This is a genomic window from Celerinatantimonas yamalensis (assembly GCF_046054155.1).
In the GTDB taxonomy this organism is placed as follows: Bacteria; Pseudomonadota; Gammaproteobacteria; order Enterobacterales; family Celerinatantimonadaceae; genus Celerinatantimonas; species Celerinatantimonas yamalensis.
Map to the genome: position 1 here is coordinate 97718 of NZ_JBEQCT010000001.1, position 15891 is coordinate 113608.

General features: G+C 44.9%; 13 protein-coding genes. 8 read left to right on the top strand and 5 right to left on the bottom strand.

Translation table 11 applies throughout. The features are described from left to right. Positions 1 to 14: 14 nt before the first annotated feature. From ansA to yfcE, 3 genes are all read right to left on the bottom strand, one after another. A complete protein-coding gene (ansA, locus tag ABUE30_RS00530; protein WP_408621686.1) occupies positions 15 to 1028 on the bottom strand; it encodes an asparaginase in 1014 nt (337 codons plus the stop codon). Between the two features lie 198 nt (positions 1029 to 1226). Continuing rightward, positions 1227 to 3077 carry a signal peptide peptidase SppA gene (sppA, locus tag ABUE30_RS00535; RefSeq protein WP_408621687.1) on the bottom strand — a complete coding sequence of 617 codons (1851 nt, stop codon included), beginning with the start codon at positions 3075 to 3077 and terminating at the stop codon, positions 1227 to 1229. A 134-nt stretch (positions 3078 to 3211) separates the two neighbouring features. Beyond that, complete coding sequence (gene yfcE, locus ABUE30_RS00540) at positions 3212 to 3766, bottom strand: phosphodiesterase (RefSeq protein WP_408621688.1); 555 nt, start codon at positions 3764 to 3766, stop codon at positions 3212 to 3214. A 316-nt stretch (positions 3767 to 4082) separates the two neighbouring features. On the opposite strand from yfcE, the gene ABUE30_RS00545 reads away from it, so the two are divergent. The 3 genes from ABUE30_RS00545 (at position 4083) to ABUE30_RS00555 (ending at position 7363) form a co-directional block, all read left to right on the top strand. Beyond that, a complete protein-coding gene (locus ABUE30_RS00545) occupies positions 4083 to 4625 on the top strand; it encodes an NAD(P)H nitroreductase (protein WP_408621689.1) in 543 nt (180 codons plus the stop codon). Between the two features lie 63 nt (positions 4626 to 4688). Then, positions 4689 to 6560 carry an AsmA family protein gene (locus tag ABUE30_RS00550; RefSeq protein ID WP_408621690.1) on the top strand — a complete coding sequence of 624 codons (1872 nt, stop codon included), beginning with the start codon at positions 4689 to 4691 and terminating at the stop codon, positions 6558 to 6560. A gap of 317 nt (positions 6561 to 6877) precedes the next feature. Then, on the top strand, positions 6878 to 7363 hold the full coding sequence (locus ABUE30_RS00555) for a hypothetical protein (protein ID WP_408621691.1): 486 nt from the start codon (positions 6878 to 6880) through the stop codon (positions 7361 to 7363). Positions 7364 to 7405: 42 nt separating this feature from the next. On the opposite strand, the gene asnS is transcribed toward ABUE30_RS00555, so the two are convergent. After that, positions 7406 to 8806, bottom strand: a complete 1401-nt coding sequence (gene asnS / locus ABUE30_RS00560) for an asparagine--tRNA ligase (protein ID WP_408621692.1) — start codon at positions 8804 to 8806, stop codon at positions 7406 to 7408. Between the two features lie 559 nt (positions 8807 to 9365). Between asnS and ABUE30_RS00565 the strand changes: the two genes are divergently transcribed. Further along, positions 9366 to 9731 (top strand): hypothetical protein, encoded by a 366-nt coding sequence (locus ABUE30_RS00565; RefSeq protein ID WP_408621693.1) that lies wholly within the window; start codon positions 9366 to 9368, stop codon positions 9729 to 9731. Here the strand turns inward: ABUE30_RS00565 and ABUE30_RS00570 are convergent, their stop codons facing one another. Further along, complete coding sequence (locus tag ABUE30_RS00570) at positions 9732 to 10151, bottom strand: helix-turn-helix domain-containing protein (protein ID WP_408621694.1); 420 nt, start codon at positions 10149 to 10151, stop codon at positions 9732 to 9734. Positions 10152 to 10583: 432 nt separating this feature from the next. Here ABUE30_RS00570 and ABUE30_RS00575 point away from each other — a divergent pair, with 432 nt between their 5' ends. The 4 genes from ABUE30_RS00575 to ABUE30_RS00590 all read left to right on the top strand — a co-directional run bounded on the left by ABUE30_RS00575 (position 10584) and on the right by ABUE30_RS00590 (position 15857). Beyond that, complete coding sequence (locus ABUE30_RS00575) at positions 10584 to 12221, top strand: BCCT family transporter (protein ID WP_408622507.1); 1638 nt, start codon at positions 10584 to 10586, stop codon at positions 12219 to 12221. Positions 12222 to 12322: 101 nt separating this feature from the next. After that, a complete protein-coding gene (locus tag ABUE30_RS00580; RefSeq protein WP_408621695.1) occupies positions 12323 to 14224 on the top strand; it encodes a DUF294 nucleotidyltransferase-like domain-containing protein in 1902 nt (633 codons plus the stop codon). Between the two features lie 51 nt (positions 14225 to 14275). Beyond that, positions 14276 to 15010, top strand: coding sequence for a 3'-5' exonuclease (locus tag ABUE30_RS00585; RefSeq protein ID WP_408621696.1), 735 nt, complete (start codon positions 14276 to 14278; stop codon positions 15008 to 15010). A gap of 103 nt (positions 15011 to 15113) precedes the next feature. Then, positions 15114 to 15857, top strand: a complete 744-nt coding sequence (locus ABUE30_RS00590) for an SDR family NAD(P)-dependent oxidoreductase (RefSeq protein WP_408621697.1) — start codon at positions 15114 to 15116, stop codon at positions 15855 to 15857. The last annotated feature ends 34 nt before the right edge of the window (positions 15858 to 15891 follow it).

The window sequence follows — 15891 nt, forward strand, 5'->3', positions numbered from 1 at the left end:
AAATTTGCCGGTGTTTAATGAATTGTTAGCTCACCGCGTATATTCGCTTGCATTTTTTGCCGGATCACATCGACTGAAAGGTCTTGACTGAGTAAATAGTGTAGCTTGGTTAAAGCGGCCTCAGTTGTCATGTCTTTCCCGCCAATGACGCCCGCTCTGGCCAGCGCATTTCCAGTCGCATAACCGCCCATATTAACCGTGCCACTTAGGCACTGCGTCAGATTGACGACAATCACGCCGCGTAGGCAAGCCTGCTCGAGTAGTTTTAAAAATTGCGGGTTTTGTGGTGCGTTGCCGACCCCATAGCTTAAAATAATTAACGCTTTAACAGGTTGGCGTAGAATGTTGGCAATGACCTCAGTCGATAAACCCGGATAAATGGTGGCGACACCAACTGGTTGTGGGGTGATAGGACTAACCGTGAGCGAACGCTCGATAATTGGGGTTACTTCTCCACGGATCAGTTCAATCTGGATCCCCGCTTTAAGTAAGGGCTCGAAGTTAGGCGAGCTGAATGCCGCGAAACCATCGGCATGAACTTTGGTGGAACGGTTTCCTCTATAGAGCATATTATTAAAAAATAAGCAGACTTCGTGGATCGGGTAATTCGCCGCAATATAAAGCGAGTTAAGCAGATTGGTTTGTCCGTCAGATCGCAGTTCACAGAGAGGGATCTGTGAACCAGTAATAATGACCGGTTTGCTTAAATCCTCGAGCATAAACGACAGTGCTGAGGCGGTATACGCCATAGTATCGGTGCCGTGCAAAACGACAAAACCGTCATAGTTGTGGTAGTTGGCTTTGATATCATCCGCAATGGCTTGCCAATGCGCGGGGGTCATATCTGATGAATCAATGAGCGGTGTGTATTCATTGACGGTGAATCGGGGCATCTCTGCGCGGTGGAATTCAGGTGATTGTGCCAATAATTGACTCATAAACCCCGCGACCGGAATATATCCGTTGGGACCACGTTGCATGCCGATTGTGCCACCAGTGTAGGCGATATAAATGGATTTTTGTGTCATCGATGCGTGATCCAGTTATGAAATTAGGACGGCATTATAACCAATAACTATGCACTAGATAAAATAATTCGAGGTCTGTTTCTCAATTGGCGCAATACACGATGAGTCGAGCTGGCTAGGTCAAAAAGGAGAACATTGGATAGTGACTTGTCAGCAGATAGAATTGGACCCCCTACATAAGCAGGGGATCCAAGAAGACTAGTCGATAGCACGACATAGATTACAATACCCAAATAGATGTTGGGGATCTTCTCTAAGAAGTGCTAATGGAGCCTGTTGTTTCACGGAGATAAACTGACCCATCCATGGGAACTGTGAGGATAACCATTGGCCTATCTCTGAGTGAAGTAGTTGTCCTATCCAATGCTGTGAGTTTGAGTCTGGCACGATATTGACCAAACTATAGTGACTCAGCTTCACCGTTTTGGCTGCATAGGCAATGGCATCTTGTAGACCACCAAGTTGGTCAACTAAGCCATTTGCCTTGGCTTCGCGGCCAGTCCAAATACGTCCTTGAGCGAGTTGATCAACGGCTGCAAAGTTTGGATAGTGGCGGCCTTTTTGCACCAATGACACAAATTGGTGGTAGCCATTTTCAACATTAAGTTGCAATATTTTAGCCACATCATCAGGCAAGGGTGCCAATGGCGATATGGTTGCATAGTCAGTTGTGGCAACGCCATCACTATGAATACCCAGTTTACTTAAGCCCGCTTCTCCCGTTGCAAATATGCCAAAAATTCCAATGGAACCGGTGATAGTCGTTGGCATAGCAAAGATTCGATTGGCAGTTGATGAAATCCAATACCCCCCCGAGGCGGCTACCGAGCCCATAGAAACAATCACAGGTTTCCCTGCTTTTTGAATAGAGGCCAATTTTGAACGAATTAACTCGGCGGCAAAGGCGCTGCCTCCGGGGCTATCAACGCGCAGTACTAAGGCTTTGATATGGGGGTCATTTTGTACTTTGTTTAGTGCATTGAGCATATCATCGGAGGCAATCATGCTATTACTACCCGAGCCGTCGACAATCGCTCCTTCGGCGGTTAATACAGCAATTTGTGAACCGTTTTGTTTTAAGCTCTGATACAGAGGCGGTTGGATGGCTTGATAATCGGTTAAATCGATATGGTTGTAACTGTTATCCCCTTGTATACCAAACAGATGCACCAAATATTGATGTACTTGGCTACGGGTAAACAGGTGATCGACTAATTTATTTTTGAGCGCATATTGTGCGCCGTTGCCATCGACTTGTTTAAGCTTAGCTAATAATTCGCTACCTGATGGTGCGACATTACCTGCTGAAATATCCCGATTGTGGGCAACTTGCTGGGTGTAATCTTGCCACAATTGATTGATCCAGCGGGTTAAGTCAGCTCGCGCTGGTTGGGACATTCCGTTGCGCAAATAGGGCTCAACGAATGATTTGTATATACCAACCCGAAAGACATGCATCGTGACACCGAGTTTATCCAGCGCATCTTTATAAAAGAGTTGATTGGCGCTTAACCCTTTTATCATCACAGATCCTGCTGGATTTAAAATGATTTGATTGGCAAAGCTGGCTAAAAAGTATTGTCCTTGATCGTAATTGTCAGCAATGGCAATGACTGGTTTCCCCGATTTTTTAAAATTATTAATCGCTTTGCCCAGCATTTCCAGTTTGGTCAGCCCAGACGGTTGTAAATCGTTAAGATTTAAAACAAGGCCATTGATGCGAGTATCTGTTTTGGCTTGCTCAATGGTATGAATCAGTGGATGGATCGCAATTTCATCCGGCAAGTCTGTTCCAATGAATCGTTGGACAAACCGAGTTAAATCACCGGTTAAGCGGGTTTTTTCCACTAATTTGCCATCAAGGTTTAAAGTCAGCGCATTTCGCCCGCTTAGTACGGGGTGGTTGTCATTCGAGTGTTGGCTAAACCCGATAATTAGACCGATAATGAGCCCAAAAACCAGAATATTCATTATAAACTGGCGAATAAAGTTAATAACGAGCCAACAACCTCGTAAGATTCGACCAATGAGTTTGAATAAAAATTTCATGGAAATCTCTTTATAAAAGTTAAGTACTATAGACTAGCACAGCTTAATGTACTGTTAGCTATTGTGATTTAATCTGAGTTGGATAGAACATCCACCATTCGCTCTGTTTGCTCTTATCACTGAATTGCAGCATGTCAAAATGTGAGTGCACATTCTAATAACACCTGATGAGTGCAGAGATCGCAAATTTGCATGTGATCGTCATCGAGTAGGGCATAGCTAGCGGACCAATCACCGCGAGGGATGGCAACAGAACCTGGATTTAATCGATAGATCCCATCCTGTCCGTACTCAGCAATAGGCAAATGAGTATGGCCGCTGACAAATAGATCGCCAAGTGCTAAAGGCGGTAAGTTATCAGAGCGATAAAGATGCCCATGAGTAAAAAATATTCGACGACTATCGGTCAGCAGTTGTTGATAATCACTTAATATTGGGAATTGGCAAAGCATTTGATCGACTTCGCTGTCGCAATTTCCTCGCACTGCAAGGATCTTCAAACGATATTCATTCAATAGTTCAGCCACCGCTTGTGGATGATAGTGTTCTGGGATGGCATTTCGCGGGCCATGATACAACAGATCACCTAAACAGATTAGATAATGGGCTCGGCTTTGAATAAATGCGTCGATAAGCCGTTCGGCTGCTTGTCGATCGCCATGAATATCTGAGCCGATCAATAATTTCATGGTCTGAAATCTCCAATATAAGTAAATAGAGTGAGGACGTTCGGGGGTCGTTTATCCAATAGTGTATAGTAACAAGAGCGAGTAACTAGGAACTTGGCTGTCCGTTGAACTTTCAGTGGGTGAGTACGGCAATGGTGCACGCTGTATGGCAATAAGGAAGAATTCATCGGTAGTATCGCTCTACCTTTGGTGCAACGGGTATACACTTATAAACCAACTGCCGGTATGCGTATCAATTCGTATTAAAAGTGTGGTTTTTTTTGATTGCAGAGTCAAGCACAATAGAAGCTGGGTAACTTAATATCAGGATATTGTTATGGAAGCTATCGAATTACTACTTCATCGCCATTCATGTGCCAAACTGGCAGCTCCCGCACCAACGGGAGAGGCATTAGAGACGATCTATCATGCTGGATTAAAAACACCTGACCATGGTGGCCTAAAACCGTGGCGATTTATTGAAGTCAGCGGTGCGGGGATGGATCGTTTGGCGGATATTTTTGCGGCGGCGGCACAACATGCTCAAGGGGATGTGGATAAAGCCAAAGCAATGCCACAGCGAGCACCTCTTATTATTATTGTGATAGCATCATACGTCATTCATCCTAAGGTGCCTGAAATGGAGCAGCTATTATCGGCCGGTTGCGCGGTGCATGCGATGCAAATGGCGGCATTAGCGCAAGGGTTTAATGGTATTTGGCGAACTGGACCAATGAGCTATGATAATACAGTCAATGAGATGTTGGGATTAACTGACAGTGAGCAAATTGTTGGGTTTTTATATCTGGGCACGGCGCAAACGGGGGCTCCTCAGAAATCCCCCTATCAGATTGACCAATTTGTATCGAAGATAAACTAATAACACTAGAATAAAGCGTGATTGGGGCAAAACCCAACATGGCCAATGAGAGGTCAGTGATTCATGAAAAAGCTGTTAAAGTGGAGTGGGATCGTTATTGTTGGATTACTGGTTGTGATAGGCATTGCCCTTGCGATCATTAATCCCAATCAATTTAAGCCGCAAATTGAACAATATGTATTGCAAAAAACGGGTCGTGAATTGAATATTACTGGCGCGATTCATTGGCAATTGTATCCCAGCCTTGGGTTAGCTCTCAATCACGTGAATATCATGAATCCTAAAGGGTATCCACATATACCGACGGCTACATTAGGTCAGTTGGGCGTGTCGGTGCAATTACTTCCATTGCTTTATGGTGATGTCAAAATTGGGCAAATTAATCTGGATCAAGTCACCTTGCATATTATTCAGCGAGCGAAAGGTCAGAATAATTTAACTGATCTGTTGCATCCAGCGAAAAGTAATGGGGTGAAGAGCGTTAAACCGAGCACGAGTGACGATGCCAAACAAACCACATCAACACATTCAGCATTATCGATTCAAGGTGTGTTATTACGAAACCTTAAGGTGGTTGTCGACAATCAGGTGACCGGGCAACAACAAAAGGCAAGCTTAGACGAGTTATCACTGAGTCAGTTTTCTTTGGGGAAAAAGTCGCAGTTATCGGTCAAAGGGCAATTGGCATTGAACAATCTGGACGCGCAGCTAGACGGTCATGGGACACTTTGGGTTGCAACTGACTTCCACCAAATCAAACTCAGTGGATTGACGCTGAAAGTCTTGGCCAAAGGGGCATCGTTACCCAATGGCCAGATTACTGGCGCATTAACGACCGATCTCGATATTGACTTAAACCCTTTAGCAATCCAAGCCAATTCGTTGACCCTCGATCTGGATAAAATTCATGGCACTGGCGCGCTAAGTGCTAACTTAGCCCACAAACCGGATATTCATATCAAACTGGCCTTTGAGGAAGTTGATCTCAACCCTTATTTGGGCTCGGCAACGCCTGCGACGGTATCGGCTAAGTCAACGCATCAATCGCCTCAGTCTGCGTCAACTCAACTATCAGCTCAAGAACCTGATTTAGGCGCATTGCAATCGTTCAATGTGAAGCTGAATTTAGCAATAAAAAAACTTATTTATCAAAAAGCACAGTTAGGGCCTGTGGAGCTGGTGGCGAGTTTACAAAATGGTGTGGTACAAATTGATCCAGCTAGCGTGCAACTTTATGACGGCTCAGCGACGCTTAGTGCGCAACTCGATAGCCGATCAAAACCGGCGCGCTATTCTGGCCAGTTGCAGATAAGCAAGGTGTCGGCTCGCCCACTACTACGCGATTTTGTCAATTTTGATCGATTAGCTGGACAGATGAACGCCGCTGTTAAATTTTCCGGAAATGGGCTATCACCTTTGCGTCTGCAGCGCGATAGCCAAGCTACAGGTGATGCACACTTTTCAAATGGGTCTTATTATGGGGTAAATGTGGCGTTATTGTTGCGTAATGCGGTGAATCGTTTTAAAGGTAAGGCGCAAGAGTCAGATCAGCGCAAAACCGACTTTACTGCATTAGATATGACCTTCAGTAAAGCGAAATGGCAGTTGAATAATCAAAAACTTCATATGAGTTCACCTTTACTTCGTATCAATGGTCAAGGTCTCTATCAATTGGATAATCATCAGTTAAATTATGATTTGAATGTCAGTGTGGTTGGATCCCTTCGGGGGCAGGGCGGCGAGTCAATTAAAGAGCTTAAAGATGTAACGATACCACTGAAGGTTACTGGACGAGTGCCCGATGAACTACACTATAAAGTGCAATTGGATGATGTACTCAAAGCCAAAGTTAAAAGAGAATTGGATAAACAAAAATCCAAACTAAAAGATAAACTTCGTCAGGAGCTTCAAGACAAACTCAAATTGCATTGGTAAATCTGGATGCAGTGAGTCTACTGTTGGGCACTGGCTTTGAGCTGATTAAATAGCGTACTCAATCGGTCTGGTCGTGCCTTTTTAGCTTGTATATTGCCAGTTAGTTATAACGATTTATTATATTGTATTAATATTACTCAGTTGCACTAATGCGAAAGCTCTTCAATACTAGTTATCAGTCATGATGCGTTCCAACGAATTTTGCGAGTCATTTCGAAGGGCTAACTAAGATCTGCAATGTGACAGAGATATCTATTATGGCGGCGTATTAGTTATTGATTATAATTTAAGCATTGTCTGTTTTATGGTGTATTGATGTGTTAATTCATGAGCAATTACAATTTTGGGTGGATCAGCTACTAGCCACGAAATATCGAGCTAGCGCTCTTTCGTGTGAGTGTTTTTATCCTGCATTGAAAGGGTATTTTCCACGTGAATATCTGGCCCAATGCAGCTATATTGTTGTTGACGAATTACCTTCGCCCGAACATTTTTTCGCGAAGCATCAAATTGATATGCCTTCATTTGTCTTAAATTCCCCCCGACGTTCAGTCACCTACGGTAAGCAATACTTTATTCATAATGATTATGTTGAGGATGTTGCGGTGCACTTGCATGAACTGGTTCATACCTGTCAGTGGCATGTGTTGGGAAGTTGGTTTCTTGGCGAATTTATTCAGCAGATCCAAGAGTATAGTATTGATAATGCGCCTTTGGAGATTATGGCGTGTGAAGTCGAGCATCATTTTCGCCAACATGGCTCACCCATAGATGTTAAATCACTGGTGTATAGCCGTTTATAAAAAAACCACGCCGAAGGGAGTGGCTTTTTATAAAATCGAAGCTTAATAATCGGCTAAACGAGGTGCCCGTGGAAATGGGATCACGTCACGAATATTTTGCATACCGGTGACATAGGTAACGAGTCGATCAAAGCCTAGGCCAAAGCCTGAGTGAGGGACTGTCCCGTAACGGCGCAGATCGCGATACCAGCTGTAATCTTCAGGGTTGAGATTCATCTCGCTAAGACGCGCATCGAGTCTATCCAAGCGCTCTTCACGTTGACTTCCACCGATAATCTCGCCAATACCTGGGGCTAGAACGTCCATTGCCGCAACAGTTTTGCCATCATCATTCATTCGCATGTAAAATGCTTTGATATCTTTCGGATAGTTCTTCACAACCACTGGCGATTTAAAATGCTCTTCGGCCAGATAGCGTTCATGTTCAGATGACATGTCAATTCCCCATTCAACAGGGTATTCAAACTGACGACCAGATTGAATTAGAATATTAATCGCATCGGTGTAATCGACTTGCGCAAAATCTTTGTTAATGAAGTTTTCTAAGCGTGTAATGGCATCTTTTTGGATCCGCTGAGCAAAAAACTCCATGTCATCACGGCGTTCGCTGAGCACGGCATTGAAAACATACTTGAGCATTTTTTCTGCAAATGCAGCTGTTTCATCAAGGTCTGCGAATGCAATTTCGGGTTCGACCATCCAAAACTCAGCCAAATGACGACTGGTATTAGATTTTTCAGCACGGAAGGTTGGGCCAAAGGTGTAGACTTTACTCAATGCACAGGCGTAGGTTTCAACGTTGAGCTGACCGGAAACAGTTAAAAAGGCCTCTTTACCGAAAAAATCTTCACTGAAATCGACATCGCCTTGTTCAGTGCGAGGCAAGTTAGCTAAATCTAAGGTGCTCACCCGGAACATTTCCCCCGCACCTTCACAGTCATTGGCCGTAATAATAGGCGTGCTGATCCAGTAGTAACCTTGCTCATGGAAGAAACGATGCATGGCTTGCGATAAGCAGTTACGAATGCGTGTTACCGCGCCGATCACATTGGTACGAGCGCGTAGATGGGAGTACTCACGCAGATATTCAATGCTGTGACGCTTAGCTGCCATTGGATAGCTATCAGGGTTTTCCACCCAACCTAACACATCAACCTGCTCGGCTTGAATTTCAAACGCTTGGCCTTCGCCCAATGATTCGACTAAAGTGCCACTCACAGTCACGGAGCAACCTGTTGTCAGGCGGGTGACTTCATCTTGATAATTGTCTAGCGAATTAGGCACCACCGCTTGAATTGGATGAAAGCATGAGCCATCGTGAATAGCTAAAAATGAAATTCCCGCTTTGGAATCACGTCGCGTACGGATCCAACCTTTGACTGTTACCTGCTCACCGCTTTGGCGTTTGCCAGTGAGGAGGTCGGCCACTGAAGTGTGCGTCATAGCAGCAAAATACTCCGTTAGAAATGGTAAAATAATTCGAGCCTGTTATGTTACTCTTGACAAGGGAAGACTCAAGAAAAAAATGCCAGTTGCTGGACGACATGGTCGTTTATTGATGGATTAATGTGCAAGCTTGATTAAATATCGTGTCATTTTTGTTTATTAAAAGCTATTGCAACTTAATTGCCTGATCTATAGCGATATGAATAGAAATAAAATGTGTTGACGTTTTAGGCGTATTTTTACCGCAAGTTGGCTGGCTTTTATGCAAGTGGAGCCCGTGTTGTTATGGACATAGCCGATGATAATGGGTCAAAAAACCCAGCTAAATGTTGCCCGAAAGGGGCGTCAGACAAGCTTCTCTCTTTGTGACTGATTACTCATTTCGTGAGCAAGATCGGATGGGAGCGAACAATATCAAATATCGAAGATCAGCACGGGTAGAATTTTGACAAGTTTAGCAAGCGGATGACGCCTTGATTTGCACCCGATTGCATGCCTATAGTGTCGAAGCAAAGAACATTTTGAATCATGATGTTTTAACGGCTAAGGAATGGCAATGTCTCCATCACATAAAGAGCGTCGGCGTGGGCCTGACAAGTTACAGCGGTGGCTATCCTTACTGACGATCATCTGTTGGTTCATTTTTTTAGGGGCGCTGATTATCTTTCATTATGCTCGTCCGCAGATTGACTATGGTTATCTTGAATTCAAAGGGATTGATATTCGAGCGCATTGGGATGCAACGTACTTGCCTTGGTATTTACGCCTATTGTGGTTGTGTATTATTGTCACATTAGTAGATCTCCTCTTACGCTTGCCGCGCCATCGGCGCCGCAGTGACCATCATATCTATAATTTAATTGTGCTGTTGTTAATCAGTGCCGGCGCGCTGGGGAGTTACTATGTGGGGTTATTTGGTTAACTAGGTCGTTTCTTTTAAGACAAAGATCCGAATGGCTCGCCACAGCATTAAGGTCATGATAATGGCAGTGGCATAGCCTGCCCACCAATAGTGCGTTGTGCTGACAGCGTTGGTTAATGCATTGACTAAAAAGAGCAAAACAATCAACACACTCCGGTTGATGACTCGGCGCATGAATTCACTCGCTTGCGTGATTTTACGACGATCTTGCTCCGCGATATCGGGACTACGAAACGTTGGTGGTGCGATCTCAAATTCCTCGCGAGATAACTCAAACACCGCTAATAGAGCATTGATTGACTCTAAACTGGCCGATTGTCCTTGTTCTATTCGGGCGATGGTGCGGACACTCAAGCCTGACAGCTCAGCCAATTGCTGCTGAGTCCATCCTCGATAAAGTCGCCATTCTTTGACATACATAATTTTGCTCAATTGGTCGTTGGATCTGAAATTCAACCGATATTATCGATTAAGGTCAAGCCATATTATGAAATAGATGAAGCGCAATATGCAAAAGGTCTACTTGGTTCTTTAAATACAAAGTCATTCGTCCCATAAATGTAGTGAGTTGCCTATACTTGTTTTGGCAACTGTTTCGTCATTCATAGCCGCAATGGTTATTTAATGATTGAAGTGACCATTGCGGCGCCCAAGGGTTGAAATCCCAAATTAAATCCGTAGAATGCGCCCCCCTAATAATGAGCCATATGCACGTCAATACGACACGTTTGACTCGATGTAATATCGAGGCTTTGATACTCGGGATGAGTTGACAAAACTTGTTGCGAAACAAAACTTTCAATATGTAGGAGAAAGTGTGTGAGCAAAAATAAAGAAACAGAAACGGATGCTATGTCGCCAGATGGTGAAGTCAATCCCATCGATACTGATTATCAGATAGGCCAAGATAATGTTGCCCTACAAATCGGGCCATTTGGCTTTGATATCCATAACCGCGTGTTTATGATAGCAGGGCTGTCCATTGTTGCTTTTGTCGTTTTAACGCTAGCTTTTCAGAATCAAGTGGAACCATTATTTGGTGATCTCCGTAATTGGTTAACATCCCATCTGGATTGGTTCTTCTTATTATCTGGTAATATTTTTGTGGTGATTTGCTTGGCCATTGTGGTGTCGCCTTTGGGACGAGTGCGCCTTGGTGGAACAGAGGCCAAGCCAGATTTTAGTTATATGAGCTGGTTCTCAATGCTGTTCGCAGCTGGCATGGGGATTGGTTTAATGTTCTATGGCGTGTCAGAACCGCTGAGCCATTTTTCCAGTGCATTAGGCGGCGTCACGTGGCAAGGTGGAATCCGCACGGATTGGGCCCCGCTTGGTGGTGCAGTTGGCAACGCTGGCGCCGCTGAAAAGTTGGCCATGGCGGCGACTATTTTCCATTGGGCTTTACATCCGTGGGCCATTTACGCCGTACTGGCATTAGGGTTGGCATTATTTGCTTTCAACAAGGGGTTGCCCCTAACCATGCGTTCAATCTTTTACCCATTACTTGGCGAGCGCGTATGGGGATGGCCGGGCCATATCGTCGATATTTTAGCCATTGTGGCAACATTGTTTGGCTTGGCAACCTCGCTAGGTCTTGGGTCATCACAAGCGGCCGCAGGCTTGCACTTTTTGTTTGGTGTTCCACTGGGTGATACAACACAGGTTGTTTTAATTGTGGTTATTACGGCAATGGCGACCACCTCAGTCTTAGCCGGTCTTGATGCTGGGGTGCGTCGATTGTCTGAGATCAATATGATACTGGCACTATTATTATTGCTGTTTGTAATTATTGTCGGGCCAACATTGATGATTGTAACGGGCTTTTTCGACAACATAGCCAGCTATATTCAACATTTCCCTGCGCTGGCAAATCCATTTGGCCGTGAAGATACGAACTTTGAACAGGGTTGGACGGCATTTTATTGGGCATGGTGGATCTCTTGGTCGCCATTTGTGGGGATGTTTATTGCTCGGGTTTCACGTGGGCGTACGGTGCGAGAGTTTATCACCTGTGTGTTGTTGGTCCCGTCACTGGCTTGCGTGGCATGGATGACCGCCTTCGGTGATACGGCCATCCATCAATACGTTGTTGACGGTTACAAAGCAGTGACTCAAGCGGTATTACCGCTGAAATTATTTGTGATGTTAGGTTATATGCCATTGGATAAAATCACATCTTTTATTGGGATTATTCTAGTTATTGTGTTTTTTGTTACATCCTCAGATTCAGGATCGCTAGTCATTGATACCATCTCAGCGGGGGGTAAAGTGGAATCACCCAAACCGCAACGGGTTTTTTGGTGTGCATTTGAAGGGCTGGTCGCTATTTCGTTGGTTCTTGGCGGTGGCTTGGTGGCCCTGCAAGCCATGGCGGTTTCAACCGGCTTTCCGTTTACCATTGTGCTGTTGGTATCATGTATTGCCTTAGTGAAAGGACTGATGGATGAACCGCGACCTAAGAAAGTAAAGAAAGTAAAAGAGATCAGATAATCTAAGCCATTAACCGATGTAAAGCCGTGAACGCAGACTACTTCTGTTCACGGCCATTGGTTTTGTGGCGGAAACTCTGACCGTTAAGTTGGGGGAAAGTGGTGGAAGTAGAACAACTAGAAGTATTGGCTTTTATCCGTCAATTTGACCCTTTTGAGGCGCTTGATGAACCCCAGTTGGAGCAGATAGCATCGCAACTATCGATTAGCTATTACCGCGCTGATAGCGATATTCTCCAGTATGGCGATTCTATCCATGATTTATGTGTTGTACGCTCAGGCGCAGTCGAAATTTTTCGGCGCAATGGCGAACTCTACAACCGATTAGGGGCAGGCGAGCTTTTCGGGCAATTGGGGTTATTGATGCATAACAAGGTGCGCTTACCTGCGCGCGCTATTGAAGATAGCCTCATCTATTTTATCCCCGATCATCTTTTTTACGACCTTTGTGAACAATCTCAGCCATTTGCCGATTTCGTTGAACTTGAAGATCGACAACGACTACGTCAAGTCGTTTCACGTCAGCATGATAGTAACGATCTGATGAGTTCTCGGGTATCCGTATTGCTTAACCGATCTTTAGTCACCATTGATGTTCATGCCAGTATTCGCCAAGCCGCGCAGAAAATGAGCGAAGTAGGGTGCAGCTCGCTTCTGGTCGAGCACGCCGATGGCGGTGATACAATCTATGATTATCAACTCAGCACCGATCATCGTGTGGTTGGTATTGTGACTGATAGCGATCTGCGAAAGCGAGTTCTTGCGCAAGGGCGAGATCTGAATGACCCTATTGGTTCAGTGATGTCCCAAGAACTGGTGACAGTTGATGCACGCCAGTATGTTTTTGAAGCATTGATGGCGATGCTGCGAGATAACTTGCAACATTTGTTGGTGCTATCACAGCGAAAACCGATTGGGATCATCAACATGATGGATATTATCCGTTATGAGTCGCAAAACAGCTTATTTGTGGTTAACGCGGTGTTTTCCAAAGATAGCATCACGCAGCTAGCGGCATTGAAGCCGCAGGTTCAGGCGTGTTTTATTCGCATGATTAATGAGGATGCGAACTCGCAGATGGTCGGCAGTGCCATGGCGGTGATCGGGCGCAGCTTTAAGCAGCGGTTACTTGAGCTTGCTGAATCACAATTTGGCCCGCCGCCCATTCCGTACTGTTTTTTGGCACTTGGCTCTATGGCCCGGGACGAACAATTTATTGTGACCGACCAAGATAATGCACTTATCCTAGATAATCGTTATGATGCCGAAGTTCATGGCGATTACTTCAAAAAGCTGTCCGAGTTCGTCTGCAATGGACTTGATCAATGTGGCTATCCGTTATGCAAGGGCGGAATTATGGCAAGTAATCCGCAGTGGCGGATGACTTGGAATCAATGGCAACATTGCTTTAGCGAATGGATCGCTCATCCCAGTGCACGTTCACTGCTCGATTGTAATATCTTTTTTGATCTCGTTGGCGTGTGGGGTAAAACTGAGTGGGCTGATCAATTGCGCATGCAAATTCAGCGGCAAGCGAAAAACAGCCCCGGTTTTTTAGCCTGCATGGCACGTAATGCATTGAATCGAACCCCGCCGCTAGGGTTTTTCAAAGAGTTTGTGATGGAAAAAGATGGCCGTCATAACAACGTGATTAATCTCAAACGCCGCGGTGCGGCGCCCCTGGTCGATTTGATCCGAGTGCACGCATTGGCCTTAGGGGTGATGGAACAAAATTCCTTCAAGCGACTGAATGAAATTGATAGCGCCAATATATTGCCTAAAGGTCGCGCACTTGATTTGCGTGATGCACTGGAATTTATCGCCATGGTACGGATTCGTCATCAAGCTGATGATCTGTTGCAACAGCAAGAGCCTGATAACAGTATTGAACCTGAGCATTTGTCAGCGTTTGAACAACGTCATCTTAAAGATGCATTTCAGATCATCAGTTATGCTCAGAAGTATCTTAAATTCCGTTATCAAACCACTCGCATTATGCCGTAATGTTTGACCTTAATCGCATAGATGATGGGCAACAGCTCGTAAGGTATGACGATGTTTTATTTGCCTAAATCACAGTTGCAGCTGCCACCCAAACTTGTTGATTGGCCGCAATTTTATCGACAACAAGCGCGCAAAGCTCGTCATCCAGCTATTAAACAGTTCTATCAACAAGGAATTGTAGCCTCCGACACCCCGCTTGAGCAGGTGCCTTTTGCGGCATTAGATTTTGAAACAACCGGGTTAAATCCAGGGCGAGACTCCATTGTCAGTATTGGCGTGGTCCCTTTTACATTGCAACGAATTACGCTACCGGCGGCGCGACACTGGTTGGTTAATCCTCGACAGCGTATGCCAGAGGCAACCATTGTGGTTCACGGGATCACCGAGGCGAATGTGGCTAATCAACCAGATTTGCTCGGCATTTTGCCGATGTTATTGGAGCTTTTAGCTGGGCGCGTGGTGGTTGCTCATCATAGTACCATCGAACGGCTTTTTTTAAATCAGGCGGTGAAACGGCGAATGTATCACAGCTTAATGTTTCCGATGGTCGATACTATGGCGATTGAAAGTAATTTGTGTCGCCATGGTTGGAGAGATTTTTGGCTAAGGCTCACAGGACGACCAAGGGCTTCAATTCGATTGGCCGCGAGTCGTAGTCGCTATGGGTTACCGATGTATCGTCCTCACCATGCGCAAACAGATGCTTTAGCAACCGCTGAGCTGTTCCAAGCTCAGGTTCGTTATCATTTTGAGGCAGACGCGCCTATCGGTTCACTTTGGCAGTAAAACGGGTCCTGTCGCAAGTTGTCAGTGTTTGATGAACTGTGTAGTATCATTGTAAAATCAATAAATTATTAGTTTTACAATGATTGCAAACAGGAGCGCAAAGATGAATGTATTAGTGACAGGAGCTTCGTCAGGTTTTGGTAAAAGTATCTGTCAGATATTGGTCGAAAAAGGGCATAAAGTGGTCGGTTTTGCCCGTCGGCGCGACAAATTGGATGCATTAAAAGCTCAATTAGGCGACAATTTCATGCCGGTTGTGTGTGATGTATGCGATTTTGCCAGCATTGATACTGCCTTTTCTGCTTTAAAACTCGATAAAATTGATGTCTTAGTCAACAATGCCGGTCTTGCGCTCGGACTTGAACCGATGCAATCGTTAGCGGTGCAAGATTGGACGACAATGATCAACACCAACATCAATGGCTTGGTCTATTTCACCCAAAAAGTATTACCACAAATGGTTACCCAACAGAGTGGGTTGGTCATTAATATGGGCTCTATTGCTGGCAGTTACCCCTACCCAGGTGGGAATATTTATGGCGCAACTAAAGCATTTGTGAAGCAATTTAGTCTTAATTTACGCGCTGATCTGATTGGCACTGGTGTGCGGGTCACTAATATTGAACCTGGTTTATGTAGCGATACCGAATTTTCGAATATTCGCTTTAAAGGCGATGATGAGAAAGCAGCAAAGGTTTACGATAATGTTGAAGCGATTAAGCCTGATGATATTGCTAATACAGTGGCTTGGTTAGTCGAGCAGCCAGCGCATGTCAATTTTAACCGCATTGAGATGATGCCAGTCGCGCAGGCGAGCGGCCCATTAGCAGTGCATCGCGGCGAATAACTGTTTGGTTCAGATAGCGAGCTCCATACTGAGA

What these genes read in the sequence shown, in the direction of transcription:
- sppA (WP_408621687.1), bottom strand. Translation starts at nt 3,077, where the DNA reads ATGAAATTTTTATTCAAACTCATTGGTCGAATCTTACGAGGTTGTTGG.
- asnS (WP_408621692.1), bottom strand. Translation starts at nt 8,806, where the DNA reads ATGACGCACACTTCAGTGGCCGACCTCCTCACTGGCAAACGCCAAAGC.
- ABUE30_RS00545 (WP_408621689.1), top strand. Translation starts at nt 4,083, where the DNA reads ATGGAAGCTATCGAATTACTACTTCATCGCCATTCATGTGCCAAACTG.
- yfcE (WP_408621688.1), bottom strand. Translation starts at nt 3,766, where the DNA reads ATGAAATTATTGATCGGCTCAGATATTCATGGCGATCGACAAGCAGCC.
- ABUE30_RS00590 (WP_408621697.1), top strand. Translation starts at nt 15,114, where the DNA reads ATGAATGTATTAGTGACAGGAGCTTCGTCAGGTTTTGGTAAAAGTATC.
- ABUE30_RS00570 (WP_408621694.1), bottom strand. Translation starts at nt 10,151, where the DNA reads ATGTATGTCAAAGAATGGCGACTTTATCGAGGATGGACTCAGCAGCAA.
- ABUE30_RS00585 (WP_408621696.1), top strand. Translation starts at nt 14,276, where the DNA reads ATGTTTTATTTGCCTAAATCACAGTTGCAGCTGCCACCCAAACTTGTT.
- ansA (WP_408621686.1), bottom strand. Translation starts at nt 1,028, where the DNA reads ATGACACAAAAATCCATTTATATCGCCTACACTGGTGGCACAATCGGC.
- ABUE30_RS00550 (WP_408621690.1), top strand. Translation starts at nt 4,689, where the DNA reads ATGAAAAAGCTGTTAAAGTGGAGTGGGATCGTTATTGTTGGATTACTG.
- ABUE30_RS00565 (WP_408621693.1), top strand. Translation starts at nt 9,366, where the DNA reads ATGTCTCCATCACATAAAGAGCGTCGGCGTGGGCCTGACAAGTTACAG.
- ABUE30_RS00575 (WP_408622507.1), top strand. Translation starts at nt 10,584, where the DNA reads ATGTCGCCAGATGGTGAAGTCAATCCCATCGATACTGATTATCAGATA.